The sequence below is a fragment of the Vasconcelosia minhoensis LEGE 07310 genome, from assembly GCF_015207255.1.
Lineage (GTDB): Bacteria > Cyanobacteriota > Cyanobacteriia > Phormidesmidales > Phormidesmidaceae > Vasconcelosia > Vasconcelosia minhoensis.
In genome coordinates, this window is record NZ_JADEXG010000062.1 from 19,190 (window position 1) to 31,373 (window position 12,184).

Genomic DNA, 12,184 nt, shown 5'->3' on the forward strand with positions numbered 1-12,184 from the left:
ATTCACGCTGTTCTGATACCGGTCTGCTGTTGGCTAGGCATTGATCTGATGATTTTAGAAGTCGCTATCCTAAACATTTTTGCAGGCCAGGAATCGGATTTCGAGCATTCGTTTGCGGAAGCGCAAACGATCATTGCTTCGACGAAAGGCTATGTGCGTCATGAACTCAAGCGCTGTATTGAGAAGCCATCCCGATACCTGCTGTTGGTGCACTGGGACACCCTCGAAGACCATACTGAAGGCTTCAGGAACTCACCAGAATACCAAAACTGGAAAGCGCTGCTCCACCGCTACTACGATCCTTTTCCTGAAGTAGAGCATTATCAATCTGTATCTGCTGGAGCTGATGATATATGACAGCCGAACTCATTCCCTACGTCTGCGACCAGCTAGCCATGTCCCAGCTGCCGCGTACGCGCTCTTACTCGCGCTGCTGCCCGCAACGGCGACGATCGTAGGTGCCGTCGTGCTGGGTCAGATTCCGTCCCCAAGAGATGTTGTCGGAATTGTACTGGTGATGGCTGGCGTCGCCATTCACAAACCCGCTGAAGCGCACTGATGTGTTTCGGTAAACTCGACCCATCTTATAGCTTGCTTCCCTTCCTTCTTTCCTCTTCCCTCCTCAAGCATGAATCCTTAACCAGAGGATAATATCCACCTAATCCAGGCTTAGACTGAAACCTCTATACAAATGGAAACTGGAATAGCCTGCGCGCAGCCCTTCTCGGCAAGAATCGCGCCATAGCTATCCCTAAACATCCATCAGGAGCATCCTCTCACCATGTCGCAATTTCCTCTCTCTCGACGGCAGCTGTTTAAGCAAGCGGGTTTTCTGGGCGGCGCTGCCCTGACGACTCATTTGCTAGGTCAGGCCGGTCAGGGGCAGTCTGCCCCCAGCCTAATTCGCTCTGAAGCGGCGCTGCCCGGCATGCCCTATGGGGTGGCCAGCGGAGATGTGACCTTAGACAGCGCGGTAATTTGGAGTAAGAGCGATCGCGCTGCTCGGATGTGGGTGGAATACGCGACCGACGAGGGCTTCAGCAATCCCCAGCGGGTACGCGGCCCGGCGACTTTAGAGGTGAATGACTACGCTGCCAAAGTCTACCTGAGCAATTTGCCCGAGGGTGAGCAGATTTTCTATCGGGTCAGCTTTCAGGACTTGGCCAATGTGAATACCTACAGCGCTCCGGTCACTGGCAGCTTTCGCACGATCAGGCCGGGCGACTCGATTAAGTTTGCCTGGTCAGGCGATACGGCAGGCCAGGGCTGGGGTATCAACCCTGAATGGGGCGGCATGAAGCTCTACGCAGCAATGCGGCAGCAGCAGCCGAATTTCTTTATTCACTGTGGCGACTACATCTACGCCGACGGCCCCATGGAGGCGGAGGTGACCCTGGCCGACGGCAGCCTCTGGCGCAACCTGGTGACGACAGAAAAGTCCAAAGTGGCCGAAACCCTGCAAGAATTCCGGGGCAACTATCAGTACAACCTGATGGATGACCATGTGCGCCAGTTCAATGCGGAAGTGGCCCATTCATTCGGGCACCTTTGCCCCTAACGACCTGGACAATACCTTTGGCCCCCAGGTGATGTTCCAGGGACTACCGGCTGGTCTGGAAGCCAGCAATCTGCCCCCCAGCGAAGGCTACCAGTTCTTTGGTACGGTGCAAATTGATGGCGACACGCAGGTGATGACGGTCTCCCAGCACAACCTGACCGGCGAAGTGATCTATAGCATCGACCTGGAACCTGAACTCGTCTAGGCTACGGCTTGGCGCAAGAAAAAGTAATGTGTGTTACAGTTAGGCTGAGGTAAATTCAACCCGAGACTCAATTAGGGCCTGAGATTTTCGCTTCAAAACCTATTGACCTGGGATTTTTGATTATTTTTGGAGTCGTGCAGTCCTTTCTGCATCACTTTTAGGACGGATAGAATTCAGGACGGATAGAATTTTTCAGGTGCCCTCTCCTGTGATTTCTAATTCTCTGAACAGCCAGGCTTTTCGTTATTTTGAGACCTGAATATTTACTGGCAGGCTTTAACCGAGACAAAGCCGACAGAGTTGATCTGTGAGCAGGTCGAATGCGTCGCTCTGAGCTTTGATTCTGGAGCAGCTCGGCCGCCTTAAATTAGGCTATCAGTATTTGAGAATAAGTTGAAGGACATGATTGAGTGAAAATTAGAAAAGAAACAGCCTTGGTCTATTGTGACAAGCAATTTGGTTTGGCGGACGGAAAAACCGCTGCGGGGTTGGTTCGACATTCTGAAATCTATAGAATTGTCGGGGTTATCGATAGTGCGCTGGCTGGCAAGGATGCAGGAGAAGCTCTGGGGGAAGAAAAGAGCGATATCCCTATTTTCGCCGATTTAGACGACGCCTTGAGTCAGCTTCCGAAGGTTCCAGACTGCTATATCTATGGGAAAGCGCCGCTGGAGACTTACCTATCTGCTGACGAACGGCTGCTGATTTTAGCCGCGATGGAGCGGGGCATGGATATCATCAACGGTCTCCATCAGTTCTTCTCCGAAGATGCTGAGTTCGCCGCTCGGGCTGCTCAAGCCAATGTTCAAATTAAAGACATCAGAAAACCGCCGCAGCTGAGCGATCTGCATGTCTTTACAGGACAAATTTCTGACATCAATGTGCCTGTAGTCGCCATCCTGGGAACCGACTGTGCCTGCGGAAAAATGACTACCGCAATAGAACTTAATCAGGCCCTGAACAATTTGGGCATCCGCTCGGTACTTGTCGCAACCGGCCAAACCAGCCTGATGCAGGGCGCGAGGTATGGCGTATCCATCGACGCTCTGGTTTCTCAGTTTGTGATTGGGGAAATAGAACATTCGATTATTCAGGCGGCGGCGGTCGAAAGTCCCGATATCATTTTAGTCGAAGGACAAAGCGCGGTTAGCCATCCCGCTTTTATGAGTTCCCTCGGCATTTTGAAGGGCAGTATGCCCGATGGCGTTATCCTTCAGCATCCCCCAGCTAGAAAATTCCGCTGCGATTTTTCCCATCTGGCCATGCCCACGGTTGAAAGCGAAATTGAGCTGATCGAGGCGATTTCTCAAACTAGCGTAATTGCGATCGCGCTCAGCCATGAAAATCTAACCGCTGAGGAAATTCTAGACATTGTAGAGGAATACGAGCATCGGCTTCAGCTGCCGACAGCAGACGTCCTGAGTCATGGCTGCCAGAAACTCGTCCAGACCCTGCTCAGACATTTTCCCAAGCTCAATCCAGAGATCAGTTCAACGCTCAAGCAGCCAATCTCAGAAAAAATTCCTGTTTTAGGAACGAGGTAGGCACAGCTGCCTTGAAACGATAAGTGCGATCGCACCTGCCAAGGATAGAGATTTCTCTCTCTCAAATCCGAGACAATACTCGGCTGCTCACAGAACTCTATGGGCAAAAGGGCGTTTCTCTGATGGGCGTTTCTAAAGCGGTGCTGGGGAATCCTGCTGTTGCTGAGGCGATGATTCAAGGCGGAGTCAAATTTATTGCCGACTCTCGAATTGAAAATATCCAAAGAATGAAGCTGGCTGGAATAGCAGCTCAGTTTGTTTTGCTGCGCACTGCGTTAAGTCAGGCTGAATCTGTTATCGAGAGCGTTGATATTAGTCTGAATACTGAAATTGAGACGATTCAAAAGCTTGCCTATTTCGCCAAAGCACATCAAAAAACACACCAGATCATTTTGATGGTAGAGCTGGGCGATCTGCGGGAAGGGATACTCCCCTGCGATTTGCCTCAGTTTATCAGAGAAACGCTGACGCTCTCCCATATCAAAATTGCCGGTATTGGCTGCAATCTGGCCTGCTATGGCGGAGTAAAGCCCGATGGCAGAAATATGCACAAGCTCTCCAAGTTAGCTGCTGAGATTGAAAAGACATTTCAAATTCGTCTAGACATTGTTTCGGGCGGAAATTCGGCAAACTACGACTGGTATCAGTCGGGTCAGGCTATTGGCAAGGTTAACAACCTGAGGCTGGGTGAGTCAATCTTTTTAGGCCGCGAAATCGTGAACCGAAAAGCCATTCCGGGCTTGCATACCCATGCATTTCAGCTGATTGCCGAAGTTATCGAGTCTAAAAAAAAGCCATCGCTGCCCGTCGGAGAGATTTGTCAGGATGCCTTTGGCAACGTTCCCAAGTTTGAAGATCGGGGGATTTGTCGGAGAGCGATCGTGGCCCTGGGCAGACAGGATGTTCTGGTATCTGGCCTGGAATCTAGCAGTCAAATCGAAATATTGGGGGCCAGCAGTGACCATATTATTCTAAATGACCCTAACCACAGGTTACAGGTCGGAGACGAGGTCAGCTTCAACCTGGACTACGGTGCGCTACTCACAGCCATGACCTCTCCTTTCATCAAAAAGCAACTGAACAGGTGATAAGGCTGCGCGATCGCGGATATCAGCTCCAACCAGAATTCAACAGTCATCGTTGTGGATACTTTTGCCCTACCTGTAGCTGTCAGCCCAAGTAATGAACAGAATACACAGGCAAGAGCCAATTTTTCAGTCGCCATCTATGCTTTCTTCATGGTCCGTGCTGCCTATGACCTGTCACAGCGAACCAGCGAAATGGGCGATGTGTCCTCTAGTACAGAACCACGCAAAAACTCGATACCGTTGCCTTGGGCGTTTGGCTCGATTCGATACTCGACTGCTTCAGGGCGAACCTCTTGCTGCCCCTCTAGATGGAACAGCGTCGCGCCGAGGTCGTATCCCCCGTCCTGGGATGCAACACTGTCTATGATGGCGTACCCGTAGTAGAAATCAAGCTTGTCTTGCGTAATCCTCAGCCTTGAGAAGGACATAGGCTCCGAACAGTCCGCTTGAGTTTGGTCGAACGTACCAATGACGACCTCTGGCAGTTGAATGTCTTCCGTTGACAGATTAGAACTACAGTCGAAGCCTTTAGCCTGCCGATCAGCGAGCTGGCGGCCAGCTATGTTCTGACTGGGCTGCGCATCGGCTGTTACCCAAGCCACTAGGCATCCTGGTGAACCTTCCTGCCCGATTGAGAAAACAGCCAGCTCTGATGACTGCATGTTAGGGCTATCGCCCGTTTCAAAGTTGTAGCGTAAGATTGCAGCCACGGGATCGCCATCGTGTATACGCCACTCGACGGTATCGCTAATTGAATTGAATGGCCGACCTGAAGTTATCCATTCCTCATTGGGTACGCCTGCATCAACATCAAAACGAGCGTCCCCTTCTGAAACGTAGAGAGGGATCTCTTGGTAGCCTTCGCAGCGCAAGTCTCGACCACCGCTTTCTTCGTAGGTTTCCAGAACTTCGCAGTCGTCAAGGTTTAAAGTCGTATAGACGCTTTCTACGGTCTTGAAGGCTTCTGTGCTATCACCGCTGTCTTGGCTGGTCTTAGGTGAAGCGATCTCTGGTTGTTCAGAGCTTAATGCACTCGAGCTATCAACTTGCCCGGAACAAGCTGCCAGCAGGGATATTGCAGTCACTGCACCCAAGATCGGTTTATAGAAGTTTGTTTCTATCATTGATTCTCCTGAGCGTGATTCTCCCATACAGATGTTAGGATCAAGGATTTAATAAGATGCACAACTCCCGAGCCCTCATCCCCAACCCTTCTCCCGGGGGAGAAGGGGGCCGGATCTAGCTCCCTCTCCCCCGGGGAGAGGGCCGGGGTGAGGGCCGCGAGACATGCACAAATGGTCAAGTTATTTAATTCTCGATCCTTACAGTTAAACCTCAGTCATTATTCTACAGAGCATTTGTTACTTGTTGAAAGGAGAGCTGTGCAGGTAAATAAACTTACATAATAATGGCTCGGGTGACCTTTTGCTGTGCGACCCCGGCGCTCGCACAGCAAAAGGGGATGTCATCCAGTCCACCAACCGATGCGCCATTGTATTGTTGGAGTTCTGACAGAGCTGAATACGCAAGATTAGTGGCTGAAGAGCTTGGGGTGTCTGATATATTCACAGCATTTTTACCCAAACCCCAAATGCTATTGGACGTTCAGAACGTTAGCGAGTGGAGATACCTAATTCAGGTTCATCCGGCGGCTTGTGACGCCAAGACTCTGGAAGACCATCGGCAGCAGCTCCGAAATTATCTCTAGATATTCCCGATTGGTTCCTAGAGTGGGGCTTAGTCCACCCAATCGCTGAACTCAACCGGGAAAGCCCATGACTGCTCAAACCCTCAACTCAACCTTTGACGATAACAAGGCAGAAGCCTTTGCCGAACGGCTGCTAGATGTGCTGAACAGCGGCGCGATCGCGCTCATGACCTCCATCGGCCACCGTACCGGCCTCTTTGACACCCTGGCTAGCCTGCCGCCCTCGACCAGCCAGCAAATCGCCGACGCGGCGGGGCTGCAAGAGCGCTATGTGCGCGAGTGGCTCGGTACCATGGTCACCGGGCGGCTCATCGACTATCGCCCAGCGGATAAAACCTATGTGCTCCCGCCAGAGCACGCGGCCTTTTTGACTCGCGAAGCTGCCCCCGATAACATCGCCGCCTTTACCCAATACATTCCTCTGCTCGGCAGCGTGGAAGAAAAGATTATCGAATGCTTCTACATCGGCGGCGGCGTCCCCTATTCTGAGTTCACCCGCTTCCATCAGGTGATGGCGGAAGACAGCGGCCAGACTGTGGTCTCTGCCCTGACCGAGCATATGCTGCCGCTGGTGCCGGGGCTAATGGCAGACCTGGTGCGCGGGATTGAAGTGATGGATCTGGGCTGCGGCAGCGGTCGCGCCCTGAATAAAATGGCTGCGCTGTATCCCAACAGTCGGTTCGTTGGCTACGATATTTCAGCAGAAGCGATCGCGACTGCGCGGAATGAGGCGCGATCGCGGAACAATGTTCAATTCCAGGTCAAAGACGCCGCCACCCTGGAGGACGTGGGCCAATACGACCTGATCACCACCTTCGACGCCATCCATGACCAGGCCCGACCCGATGTCGTGCTCAAGAAAATTCATCAGGCCCTGCGGCCAGAGGGCACCTACCTGATGCAAGATATTCGGGCGACTAGCGAGGTTTCTGGTAACTTAGCTCATCCGGTCGGTCCGCTGCTCTACACTATCTCCTGTATGCACTGCATGACCGTGTCGCTGGCCGCAGGCGGTATGGGGCTAGGGGCAATGTGGGGTGAGGAAAAGGCGCTGGAGATGCTGGAAGCTGCCGGATTTACGCAGGTAGAAATTAAGCAGCTGGCCCACGACTTTCAAAACAGTTTTTACATCGTCAAGAAGAATTAGAGTGCCTGAGGTTTGGTAAAAGAACTTCCGTTGGATAGCCCACTACTCTAATTTCGGAGGGTAATAACCCATATTGTAAGGATTTTTAACTATGTGCCAACTTTGCCGTTTGACCAGACGCTATTCACACCGCCAGAATGCTTTCATTTCTCTCTCAGACACCAGCAGATTGTTCATCTTAGGCAATGGCTCAAGCATCAGCTCCCAGATCCACCAGTATGCTCAAGGCTCAAACTTACCCGTACAGGACAAAGGTTGGATAGGCGGATGGAACGCTATTCATCCACCCGTCCCCAAGCGATAATCTATCGCCGCTGCGAGAAAAGAGTCTTCTAAGTACGTGGACCTAATTAAACGCCTGATGACCAGTGTTGCCCACTCTTCGAGAAGAGCAAAGCACTACATCCCCCAGCCCCTTCTCTCCGGAGGAGAAGGGGAGCCGGACTCAAAGCCCCTCGCCCCGCGGGAGAGGGGTTTGGGGTGAGGGCGAGGCCAAAGTACAGCAGGTCTTGCAAATAATTGGGCTAACCTACTTATCCAAGAAAAATTCAGTTATCTGTGTTCCTCATTTCGCCCTTAGAGGTTAAAACTATGACAACATCTTTACTCCAGGTCCCAACAGCTTACATCGACCGCATGGTTGATTCATTAGTTTTGGCATTTAGTGCCGATCCAGCTGCGCGTTGGCTCTATCCTGATGCCCAGCAATACCTCAAGCACTTTCCTGAATTTGTTCGAGCTTTTGGTGGAAAAGCGTTTGAAGCGGGTACTGCCCATTCCATTGGGGACTATGCTGGGGCGGCGCTTTGGCTGGCTCCAGAGGTCCATTCAGAGACCTATCCAGAAGTTAACCCCGACGACCAGGCATTAGATGCCCTGCTACAGAAGACCGTAACCCCCGATCTGCAAATGGTAAATGCCGTCTTTGAACAGATGCGCCAATATCACCCCAAAGAGCCCCATTGGTATCTGGCCGTCCTTGGCGTGGAACCTGCCCAGCAGCACCGGGGCTATGGGTCAGCTTTGCTCAAACCTGTATTGGCCCAGTGCGATCGCGACCGCCAGCTGGCCTATCTCGAATCCTCAAATCCGGCCAATATCCCGTTCTATGAGCGTCACGGCTTTCAGCTCATCGGCAGGACTCAGCAGGATACTTCACCCGCGCTCTTCCCGATGGTGCGCCATCCCCAATCAATCTAGAGGTCCCTATGACGACTCAACCCAAAATCTATCCCATGCCTGCCTTTCCCACCCTGAAGGTCCGAGATGTTGTAGCTTCAACCCGCTGGTATCAGGACGCCGTCAACTTTCAGCAGCCTCAGCACGGGCCTGACCACCGGTGCCCTGGGCGTGCTTTTTGACCTGTCCTTCGCCGTGCTGATCTTTTCGGGTGCGCTGACCGACCATCTCGCCGCCGGAATTGGGCTGGTGCTGCTGAGTGCCGCGGCGGCGCGGATCGCGATCATGGCTCAGTGCAGTGGATGTGACTGGTCACAGTCATCGTGACCACGGCGGTCTCACTACTGATGAAGGCTTCATTCAGGGGCTGACCGTGGGCTGGCTGCTGGCGGTGGGGCTAGCGGCGCTACAGTTCAGCCAGCGCCCCTGGAACTGAGCGCGCGACTCGGGAATGGACTGCCCTGAACTCTGGCTAATGGGATTGAAGTCCGCTAAAATAGGGAATACGGCTATCCCAACCCTGGGAGTCGCTGTAAAATAGCAGGCTGCTCACCTGCGGATGTAGTTCAGTGGTAGAACGTCAGCTTCCCAAGCTGAATGTCGTGGGTTCGAGTCCCATCATCCGCTTTGTTGCAACGAACCCATCGAACACCATGGTTCAGGCCCCCACTCAGCCTATCTCCCTGGAAGCCTTTCTAGCCCTTCCCGCAACTAAGCCTGCCAGTGAATACGCGGCGGGGCAAATTATTCAGAAGCCGATGCCCCAGGGAAAGCACAGCAAGACATCATGGCCTGGCTGCTCAATTAGCAAGCGGCGATATGCCTAGGTCTTTTGAATCAGATAATTTTCACGACCTGCTTCCTCTATCTCAATTCCTGAGACTTTAACTGCCGATCAATCCACTCTAGCTCAGATACCGGCCACACAGGCACCGGGTCTTGATTGTAGTTAATATCCAAATCGTAGCCCGAAAGCTCGTAGATCTCATCTAGCAGCGGCTTAAGATTAATCGCAATGGCGTTATCTTCTGGCTTCAGCGGAACCCAAAATGTAGGTATGGGTGGAGATTTGGCTAAGTCGTGGGGGTTTCCAAATAGGGATTCATTCCAGGAAACGGAGAGCCCATCAGCAAATCTCCTCCTGAGGAGATTTTTAGCACCTATGGCTTTAGTCTAGCATTACAACCGGGCTGCTCAACTCGCGAGAAACACGTTCAGTTTTTTGGAAATCAGCTCATAGCTCACGCTCATCGCAGGCGGAATTTTAACGGCTGGTGAAGCAAACATGGTTGAGCCTGGCAGCTGCGGTTGGAGAATTGAGCGATTCCCCTTTGCTTTAATATAAAGGAGCTGCGTTAGATTTCCCTATGGTCGGCAGTGTCCCTCAGCATAAAAATTTACCGACTGACACCTGGGTTCAGGCCACCTGGGATGAGTATGCTGAACTCGCGGCAAACCCTGCCTATGCTCAAGGGCGGGGCTATTATGAATCGGGAGAGATGCGGCTTGAAATGGCACCGCTAGGACCAGGCCACGCCAGAGATAATGCCATTGTATCTAAAGTCGTCAGCCTATTTGCGACGCTGAAGCGAATCCGGATTGCGGAATATGCCAACGGGACGTTTCGCAAGGTGGAGATTCGCGATTCTCAGCCGGATATTGCATTTTACTTAGGCGACGTTCGCTTTCCACCACAGAATGATGAGCCGGTTGACGTCACAATTTATGGAGCTCCCCAACTCGTGGTTGAAATTGCCTCGACTAGCCTCAGCGATGACTTGGGCACCAAGCGTCTGCTGTATGAGCGTTTAGGGATGAGCGAATATTGGGTGGTCAACGTAGCCCTAGGCAGAGTCACCGCCTTTTCAATTCAAAATGGCCGCAGTGGCGAAGTAAAAGCATCCAGCGTCTTGCCAGGGCTAATGATTTCAGTGGTTGAGGATGCGCTGAAACGGAGCCAGACCGAAGATGACGGGGCGATCAACCCGATGGCTAATCGAGTCATTTAGCCAGTAGGCAATCTTCTCTATGCCTTTGACCAGCGCGGCGTAATCATTGGCGGCGCGATTCAAACAGACTGTTTCGCCATCAGCCTTTCCTCTACAAACGCTTTTACCGCTGCGCGATCGCTTTCTAGCACCGTCAGCCGCTCTTCTCGCTCGAATAGATTGCCGAGGAAGGCCGGTAGGGCAGGGGATAGGTCGGTGGCCGTCTTAACAGCATCGGGAAACTTTGCCGGGTGGGCGCAGGCAAGCGAGACGACTGCCGTACCGGGCTCTTGGGCCATGAGATGCTGTAAGAGATGCGGCGCGCAGGCCACCGCCGTATGCGGGTCAATCAGCTCTCCTGTACGCTGATAGGTGTCACGAATGACGGCTGTGATGCCAACGTCATCCAGCCGCCCGCCGATAAAGGTTTGTCTCAACGCGCTCAGAACTTCAGGTGATACGCTAAAGGTGCCGGTATTCTCAAAGGTCGCCATCGTTGCGGCTAAGCGAGCAGCATCACGATTAAAGGCGTCAAACAGCAGTCGCTCAAAGTTGCTGGAAATCTGGATATCCATGCTCGGGGAGAGGGAGGGGCAGACGGTGTCGGTTCGCATTTTGCCAGAGTCGAAAAAGCGGGTGAGGATATCGTTCTTATTAGTGCCGACTGCGAGCTTGCGAATCGGCAGACCCATACGTTTCGCCACGTAGGCAGCGAACACGTTGCCAAAGTTGCCGGTGGGAACGACGAATGAGACTGGCCGCTCCGGCGCGCCGAGGCTCAGCGCCGCGTAGACGTAGTAAACCACCTGGGCCAAAATCCGTGCCCAGTTGATCGAGTTCACCGCCGATAGCTGGTACCGATCGCGAAATTCTAAGTCGCCAAATAGGGCTTTGACAATGGTTTGACATTCATCGAACGGGCCTTTTAGCGCAATATTGTGGATATTTTTTGACAGCACCGTCGTCATCTGCTTCCGCTGAATCTCTGAGGTGCGGCTCAGCGGATGGAGCATAAACAGCTCGATGGTGTCTTTGTCGCGGCAGGCTTCGATCGCCGCAGAGCCGGTATCCCCTGAGGTCGCGCCGAGAATAGTCAGCCGCTGACCGCGCTCTTGCAGGAAATGGTCGAACAGCCTGCCGAGCAGCTGTAGGGCGTAGTCCTTGAAGGCTAGGGTCGGACCGTGAAACAGTTCCAGCAAAAAATGGTTGGTATCCAGCTGCTTCAGCGGCGCGATGGCCTGGTGGCGAAAGCTGGCATAGGTATCGTCAATCAGCGTTTTCAGGATATCTGGCTGGATGGCGCCTTCTACAAACGGCGCCATTACCGCTAAGGCGACCGCCTGATAGGATTGACCGCGCAGCTGCCGCCATTGGTCTGAGGAAAACTGGGGATAGCTTTCCGGCACATACAGGCCACCGTCACGTGCCAGGCCAGTCAGCACGACATCGGCGAAATCAGCTATGGGGGCCTGGCCACGGGTGGAGTGGTATTTCATTCAGCGAGTCCAAATTCTAACCTCAGAATAGTCTACGCCGAGATGTCAAACGCTCCTAAAGCTTAGGATCAAGGATTTAATAAGATGCACAACTCCCGAGCCCTCATCCCCAACCCTTCTCCCGGGGGAGAAGGGGGCCGGATCTATACTCTAGACGCCTGATATTTGGACTTTCTTAAAGGACTGAAAATTCATGGTCAACAAAGTTTCTAGCGATGCTTTGTGGGTCGTATTGGCCTGCTCAATACAAGTGTTAATCGCGTCCTTGAAC

At 52.7% G+C, this 12,184-nt stretch carries 14 protein-coding genes, 1 tRNA gene and 2 pseudogenes; 14 read left to right on the top strand and 3 right to left on the bottom strand.

Annotated elements, in window-relative coordinates; all coding sequences use genetic code 11:
- Positions 1–48: 48 nt before the first annotated feature.
- The 6 genes and pseudogenes from IQ241_RS20390 (at position 49) to IQ241_RS20410 (ending at position 4,395) form a co-directional block, all read left to right on the top strand.
- On the top strand, positions 49–357 hold the full coding sequence (locus tag IQ241_RS20390) for an antibiotic biosynthesis monooxygenase family protein (RefSeq protein WP_193910789.1): 309 nt from the start codon (positions 49–51) through the stop codon (positions 355–357).
- 8 nt (positions 358–365) lie between these two features.
- Positions 366–559, top strand: a pseudogene (locus IQ241_RS20395) (EamA family transporter); the annotation flags it as partial.
- Positions 560–781: 222 nt separating this feature from the next.
- Positions 782–1,558, top strand: a complete 777-nt coding sequence (locus IQ241_RS20400; RefSeq protein ID WP_228021901.1) for an alkaline phosphatase D family protein — start codon at positions 782–784, stop codon at positions 1,556–1,558.
- Positions 1,518–1,763, top strand: a complete 246-nt coding sequence (locus IQ241_RS25710) for a hypothetical protein (protein WP_228021902.1) — start codon at positions 1,518–1,520, stop codon at positions 1,761–1,763. Before IQ241_RS20400 ends, IQ241_RS25710 begins: the two co-directional genes overlap by 41 nt.
- Before the next feature lie 410 nt (positions 1,764–2,173).
- On the top strand, positions 2,174–3,307 hold the full coding sequence (locus IQ241_RS20405; RefSeq protein WP_193910790.1) for a DUF1611 domain-containing protein: 1,134 nt from the start codon (positions 2,174–2,176) through the stop codon (positions 3,305–3,307).
- A gap of 23 nt (positions 3,308–3,330) precedes the next feature.
- Positions 3,331–4,395, top strand: a complete 1,065-nt coding sequence (locus IQ241_RS20410) for an alanine/ornithine racemase family PLP-dependent enzyme (protein ID WP_193910791.1) — start codon at positions 3,331–3,333, stop codon at positions 4,393–4,395.
- A 164-nt stretch (positions 4,396–4,559) separates the two neighbouring features.
- Here IQ241_RS20410 and IQ241_RS20415 read toward each other — a convergent pair whose 3' ends face one another.
- On the bottom strand, positions 4,560–5,519 hold the full coding sequence (locus tag IQ241_RS20415; RefSeq protein ID WP_193910792.1) for a hypothetical protein: 960 nt from the start codon (positions 5,517–5,519) through the stop codon (positions 4,560–4,562).
- 651 nt (positions 5,520–6,170) lie between these two features.
- On the opposite strand from IQ241_RS20415, the gene IQ241_RS20420 reads away from it, so the two are divergent.
- The 7 genes and pseudogenes from IQ241_RS20420 to IQ241_RS25715 all read left to right on the top strand — a co-directional run.
- Entirely contained in the window at positions 6,171–7,250 is a 1,080-nt protein-coding gene (locus IQ241_RS20420; protein ID WP_193910793.1) for a class I SAM-dependent methyltransferase, read from the top strand.
- Positions 7,251–7,841: 591 nt separating this feature from the next.
- Positions 7,842–8,450 (top strand): GNAT family N-acetyltransferase, encoded by a 609-nt coding sequence (locus IQ241_RS20425; protein ID WP_193910794.1) that lies wholly within the window; start codon positions 7,842–7,844, stop codon positions 8,448–8,450.
- 8 nt (positions 8,451–8,458) lie between these two features.
- Positions 8,459–8,611: a hypothetical protein gene (locus tag IQ241_RS20430; RefSeq protein WP_193910795.1), complete on the top strand. Its 153-nt coding sequence runs from the start codon at positions 8,459–8,461 to the stop codon at positions 8,609–8,611.
- Positions 8,601–8,756: a hypothetical protein gene (locus tag IQ241_RS20435; RefSeq protein ID WP_193910796.1), complete on the top strand. Its 156-nt coding sequence runs from the start codon at positions 8,601–8,603 to the stop codon at positions 8,754–8,756. Before IQ241_RS20430 ends, IQ241_RS20435 begins: the two co-directional genes overlap by 11 nt.
- Positions 8,734–8,865: a hypothetical protein gene (locus tag IQ241_RS26045; protein ID WP_265579920.1), complete on the top strand. Its 132-nt coding sequence runs from the start codon at positions 8,734–8,736 to the stop codon at positions 8,863–8,865. Before IQ241_RS20435 ends, IQ241_RS26045 begins: the two co-directional genes overlap by 23 nt.
- A gap of 119 nt (positions 8,866–8,984) precedes the next feature.
- Positions 8,985–9,056, top strand: a tRNA-Gly gene (locus IQ241_RS20440).
- Between the two features lie 26 nt (positions 9,057–9,082).
- Positions 9,083–9,208 (top strand): annotated as a pseudogene (locus IQ241_RS25715) (Uma2 family endonuclease); the annotation flags it as partial.
- Positions 9,209–9,293: 85 nt separating this feature from the next.
- Here IQ241_RS25715 and IQ241_RS26705 read toward each other — a convergent pair.
- Positions 9,294–9,593, bottom strand: a complete 300-nt coding sequence (locus IQ241_RS26705; protein WP_193910801.1) for a DUF4058 family protein — start codon at positions 9,591–9,593, stop codon at positions 9,294–9,296.
- Between the two features lie 203 nt (positions 9,594–9,796).
- Here IQ241_RS26705 and IQ241_RS20450 point away from each other — a divergent pair, with 203 nt between their 5' ends.
- Positions 9,797–10,438, top strand: coding sequence for a Uma2 family endonuclease (locus IQ241_RS20450; RefSeq protein WP_228021904.1), 642 nt, complete (start codon positions 9,797–9,799; stop codon positions 10,436–10,438).
- A 59-nt stretch (positions 10,439–10,497) separates the two neighbouring features.
- Here the strand turns inward: IQ241_RS20450 and thrC are convergent, their stop codons facing one another.
- Positions 10,498–11,913, bottom strand: a complete 1,416-nt coding sequence (thrC, locus tag IQ241_RS20455) for a threonine synthase (RefSeq protein WP_193910797.1) — start codon at positions 11,911–11,913, stop codon at positions 10,498–10,500.
- Between the last annotated feature and the right edge of the window lie 271 nt (positions 11,914–12,184).

Coding starts and splice junctions, on each gene's coding strand:
- IQ241_RS20390 (WP_193910789.1), top strand. CDS start 49: ATGATTTTAGAAGTCGCTATCCTAAACATTTTTGCAGGCCAGGAATCG.
- IQ241_RS20400 (WP_228021901.1), top strand. CDS start 782: ATGTCGCAATTTCCTCTCTCTCGACGGCAGCTGTTTAAGCAAGCGGGT.
- IQ241_RS25710 (WP_228021902.1), top strand. CDS start 1,518: ATGCGGAAGTGGCCCATTCATTCGGGCACCTTTGCCCCTAACGACCTG.
- IQ241_RS20415 (WP_193910792.1), bottom strand. CDS start 5,519: ATGATAGAAACAAACTTCTATAAACCGATCTTGGGTGCAGTGACTGCA.
- IQ241_RS20420 (WP_193910793.1), top strand. CDS start 6,171: ATGACTGCTCAAACCCTCAACTCAACCTTTGACGATAACAAGGCAGAA.
- IQ241_RS20425 (WP_193910794.1), top strand. CDS start 7,842: ATGACAACATCTTTACTCCAGGTCCCAACAGCTTACATCGACCGCATG.
- IQ241_RS20430 (WP_193910795.1), top strand. CDS start 8,459: ATGACGACTCAACCCAAAATCTATCCCATGCCTGCCTTTCCCACCCTG.
- IQ241_RS20450 (WP_228021904.1), top strand. CDS start 9,797: ATGGTCGGCAGTGTCCCTCAGCATAAAAATTTACCGACTGACACCTGG.
- thrC (WP_193910797.1), bottom strand. CDS start 11,913: ATGAAATACCACTCCACCCGTGGCCAGGCCCCCATAGCTGATTTCGCC.